Here is a 4,449-nt window from a genome sequence, read left to right as displayed (position 1 = left end):
GGCCAGCTGCGGCGCGTCGGCCAGCAGCACCTTGGCCACGCCCGCGGCCTGCGCGGCCTGGTCGGCCACGGCCTTGGCATTGCTGCCCGCCACCAGCACGTGCACATCGCCGCCCAGCTTGGCCGCCGCGGCAATGGTGTTCAACGTGGCGCCCTTCAGTTGGGCGTTGTCGTGTTCGGCAATAACCAGCGTCGTCATTTACACCACCTTCGCTTCGTTCTTGAGTTTGTCGACCAGCGCGGCCACGTCTTCCACCTTGATGCCGGCCTTGCGCGCCGGCGGCTCGCTGACCTTCAGGGTTTTCAGGCGCGGCGCCGGATCAACGCCCAGATCTTGCGGCGTGACGGTGTCCATGGGCTTTTTCTTGGCCTTCATGATGTTCGGCAGGGTCACGTAGCGCGGCTCGTTCAGCCGCAGGTCGGTCGTGACAATGGCCGGCAGCTTCAGCTTCAGCGTTTCCAGCCCGCCGTCGACTTCGCGCGTAACGGTGACTTCGCCGTCGCCCAGCTCGACCTTGCTGGCGAACGTGGCTTGCGGCCAGTCCAGCAGCGCGGCCAGCATCTGGCCGGTTTGATTGGCGTCGTCGTCGATGGCTTGCTTGCCCAGGATGACCAGTTGGGGCTGCTCTTTGTCGACCAGGCCCTTGAGCAGCTTGGCCACGGCCAGCGGTTGCAGTTCGGCATCGGTTTGCACCAGGATGCCGCGGTCGGCGCCGATGGCCATGGCCGTGCGCAGGGTTTCCTGGCACTGCGCGACGCCGCAAGACACCGCCACCACTTCTGTGGCGCCGCCCTTCTCCTTCAGGCGGGTGGCTTCCTCGACGGCGATTTCATCGAACGGGTTCATCGACATCTTCACGTTCGCGATATCCACGCCCGTTTGATCCGACTTGACGCGCACCTTGACGTTGTAGTCAACCACGCGCTTAACAGGTACCAGCACCTTCATCCAGCAGCCTCCTAGCTATGATTTAATTGGCCGGCTGCGCCGACCCCGCATTGCACAATTTATTGATTCTACAACTTTGTCAGGGCCCGTATATGGGCCACCACACTGCGGCCCAATGCGGACAAGTTGTAACCGCCTTCCAGCATACTGACGACGCGGCCCTGGGCATGGCGCTGCGCAACCTCCATGACCTGCTCGGTGATCCAGGTGTAATCGGCCTCGACCAGGTCAAGCTGGCCCATGTCGTCCTCGCGATGCGCGTCAAAACCCGCGGAAACCAGGATCAGCTCGGGCGCCTGGGCCTCCAGGCGCGGCAGCCAGTCGTCGCGCACCAGCGCGCGCACCGCGGCCCCGTCAGTGTAGGCCGGGACGGGCACGTTGACCATATTGGCGGCCGGATGCTGCGTGCCGCTGTTCGGAAAGAACGGATGCTGGAAAAAACTGCACATCAGCACCCGCTCGTCGCCCGCGAAAGCATCTTCGGTGCCATTGCCATGGTGCACATCGAAATCGACGATGGCCAGGCGCTGGACGCCATGAGCCTGCATGGCATGCTGCGCCGCAATGGCCACGTTGTTCAGAAAGCAGAACCCCATCGCCTGGTCGCGGCGCGCATGGTGCCCGGGCGGGCGTACCGCGCAGAACGCATTGGCCGCCTGGCCGCCCATCACGGCGTCGACGGCCGCGATGCCCGCTCCGGCGGCATGCAAGGCCGCTTCCAGCGTATGCGGGTTCATCATGGTGTCGGGGTCGATGCTGCAATAGCCCTCGGCCGGCAGGCGCGCGCGCAGGCTGTCCAGGTGCCCCGCGCTATGCACGCGCAGAATGGCTTCGCGCGTGGCGGCGGGCGCTTCGCGCTCGGCCAGGAATGGCATCAGGCCGCTAACCAGCAATTGATCGGCAATGGCGTCCAGCCGCTGCGGGCTTTCGGGATGCCAACTGCCCATTTCATGCAGCCTGCACGACGGGTGGGTAAGATACATGGTCTCCATAAGGAAGATTATGTTCATCTGTCGGCGTTTCCTGCAAATCGGCACCCTTTCCCTGGTACTGGCCGGTTGCGCAAGCAGTCCCCCCGCCGGGTCGTCACGGGCCCAGGCAGCCCCCCAGGCGCCCGAGGGCGTCGCTCCGATACGCATCGGGCCGGCCACGCCCAACGCTGAACCGCCGGCCGCCCTGACCGCCACCGGTGAACTGCGGCCCGAAGCGCTCAGCTACGCGCAGCAACTGGCGGCCGAACGCAATCTTCCTCTGGATCCGATCCTGGCCGCGCTGGCCGATTCCCGCTACAACCCCACGGTAGCCCGCCTGATCGCCCCCGCCCCCCGGGGCCGCAAGGTGTACCGCAGCTGGGTCACATACCGTGCGCGCTTCGTCGAACCCAAGCGCATCAGTTGGGGCGTGCAGTTCTGGCAGGAAAACCAGGTGCTGCTAAGTCAGGCGGCCCAGCGCTATGGCGTGCCGGCCTCGATCATTGCGTCCATCATCGGTGTCGAGACCCTGTACGGCCGCAATATGGGCAGCTTCCGGGTACTGGACGCGCTGGCCACGCTGGCCTTCGATTACCCCGATCCCAGCCGCCCCGACCGCGCCGACATGTTCCGCGGCCAACTGGGCGACTTCATTACCCTGGCCATGAACGGCAAACTGGAGCTCGACACCACGGGCTCATACGCCGGAGCCATCGGCATGCCGCAGTTCATGCCCGGCAGCATCATGCGCTATGCCGTCGATGGCGACGGCGACGGGCACATCGACCTGGCCAACAGCGTCACCGATTCGGTCATGTCGGTGGGCAATTTCCTGGTCGAACACGGCTGGCTGCGCGGCCTACCGGTATTCGCGCCTGTCACGCTGCCGCCCGACCCTTCCCATCTGGTCTCGGGCGGGCTGCAACCCACGCAGTCGTGGGCCAGCCTGCAGGCCGCCGGCGCCCGGCTGGCCCCTGGGGCCACGGGCGAAGGCTGGCTGGATCGCCCGCTGGGCATCGTGGACCTGGAAGAAGAATTGCGCGGCACCGTGCAATATCGGACGGCCACACCGAATTTCTTCGCGCTGACGCAGTACAACCGCAGTTACTTCTACGCCACGGCCGTCAGCGACCTGGCGGCCGCGCTGGAAGCCCGCATGGGCCGCTGAACACGGCCCGGCCCGGGGCTGGCGGGATCAGGAACGTTCGTTGAACACGCCCGTCGACAAATAGCGGTCGCCACGGTCGCACACAATGAACACGATGGTGGCATTTTCCACGCGCTCGGCCACGCGCAGGGCCGCCACCAGGGCGCCCGCCGACGAGATCCCGCCGAAAATGCCTTCCTCGGCGGCCAGGCGGCGGGCCATTTCTTCTGCCTGGGCCTGCTGGATGGATTCGTACCCGTCGACCAGGCTGCCATCGAAAATCCTGGGCATATAGGCCTCGGGCCATTTGCGTATGCCCGGGATCTGCGACCCTTCGGCCGGCTGGGCGCCAATTACCTGGATGCCGGCATTGCGCGACTTCAGGTAGGTGGACACGCCCATGATGGTGCCCGTGGTGCCCATGGCGCTGACGAAATGGCTGATGCGGCCTTCGGTTTGCGCCCAGAGTTCGGGCCCGGTGCCTTCTATGTGGGCGCGCGGGTTGTCCGGATTGGCGAACTGGTCCAGCACCTTGCCCTTGCCTTCGGCCTGCATGGCCGTGGCGAGGTCGCGCGCGTATTCCATGCCCCCCTTGTCCGCCGGCGTCAGGATCAGTTCGGCGCCGTAGGCCGCCATGGCAGCGCGCCGCTCGACCGACAGGTTGTCGGGCATTATCAACACCATGCGATAACCGCGCATGGCGGCCGTCATGGCCAATGCAATACCCGTGTTGCCGCTGGTGGCTTCGATCAGGGTGTCGCCGGGCTTGATCTCGCCGCGCTCTTCGGCGCGCAGAATCATCGACAGCGCGGGGCGGTCTTTGACCGACCCCGCGGGGTTATTACCTTCCAGCTTGGCCAGGATGACATTGCCGCGCGACTCGATCGCCGCGCCCGGAATACGCTGCAAGCGAACCAGCGGCGTATTGCCGACGGTTTGCTCGATAGTGGAATAAGTAGAGGTAGCCATGCGGCCGATCATAACCGTTGGCGGCGCGGCGCGGCGGCAAAGCCGTGATCGCGCCAGGGATACCGGTAAAAACGTTCAGGGGGTTGAAAGGCTGGGCAGGGGCGGCACGAATTGCGGAGTGGCGACTATGCCGGGTGGAGCCAGCACCGGCACCCCAGCCCCGACCACCAGCCCGGCCGCCTGCAGCCTGTCCAGGCGCTTGCGCCCGATGCCCCGCACCCGGTCCGACAGGTCTTGCAGCGATTCGAAGGGACCCGCCCGTTCGCGTTCCTGCACGATGATCTGCGCGGTACGCGGCCCTACCCCATGCAAGGTTTCCAGTTGCTCGGCCGATGCGGCGTTGACGTCCAGGCCCTGGGCTGGCGCCGCCGCCAACCCCAGGCCGCCGGCCATGGCCAGGCAGTCCACGGCGCG

At 66.0% G+C, this 4,449-nt stretch carries 5 protein-coding genes and 1 pseudogene; 1 reads left to right on the top strand and 5 read right to left on the bottom strand.

From position 1 onward, the window contains the following. The 3 genes and pseudogenes from LPZ50_RS22345 to LPZ50_RS22335 form a co-directional block, all read right to left on the bottom strand. A pseudogene (locus LPZ50_RS22345) lies at positions 1 to 198 on the bottom strand (electron transfer flavoprotein subunit alpha/FixB family protein); the annotation flags it as partial. Further along, positions 199 to 948, bottom strand: a complete 750-nt coding sequence (locus LPZ50_RS22340) for an electron transfer flavoprotein subunit beta/FixA family protein (RefSeq protein ID WP_230665028.1) — start codon at positions 946 to 948, stop codon at positions 199 to 201. Positions 949 to 1,016: 68 nt separating this feature from the next. Continuing rightward, positions 1,017 to 1,940, bottom strand: coding sequence for a histone deacetylase family protein (locus LPZ50_RS22335; protein ID WP_230665029.1), 924 nt, complete (start codon positions 1,938 to 1,940; stop codon positions 1,017 to 1,019). Positions 1,941 to 1,950: 10 nt separating this feature from the next. Here LPZ50_RS22335 and mltB point away from each other — a divergent pair, with 10 nt between their 5' ends. Continuing rightward, the gene (gene mltB / locus LPZ50_RS22330) at positions 1,951 to 3,087 is read left to right on the top strand and encodes a lytic murein transglycosylase B (protein ID WP_230665027.1); all 1,137 of its coding nucleotides are present in this window, start codon (positions 1,951 to 1,953) and stop codon (positions 3,085 to 3,087) included. A 27-nt stretch (positions 3,088 to 3,114) separates the two neighbouring features. On the opposite strand, the gene cysM is transcribed toward mltB, so the two are convergent. Beyond that, complete coding sequence (gene cysM / locus LPZ50_RS22325; protein WP_230665026.1) at positions 3,115 to 4,035, bottom strand: cysteine synthase CysM; 921 nt, start codon at positions 4,033 to 4,035, stop codon at positions 3,115 to 3,117. A gap of 75 nt (positions 4,036 to 4,110) precedes the next feature. Further along, on the bottom strand, positions 4,111 to 4,449 hold a 339-nt coding region (locus LPZ50_RS22320; protein WP_230665025.1), incomplete at its 5' end, for a ComEA family DNA-binding protein.

The sequence above is a fragment of the Bordetella petrii genome, from assembly GCF_020991325.1.
GTDB lineage: Bacteria > Pseudomonadota > Gammaproteobacteria > Burkholderiales > Burkholderiaceae_B > Bordetella_A > Bordetella_A petrii_E.
The sequence above is the reverse complement of the archived record's forward strand: the minus strand, read 5'-3'. Positions and strand labels throughout refer to the sequence as shown.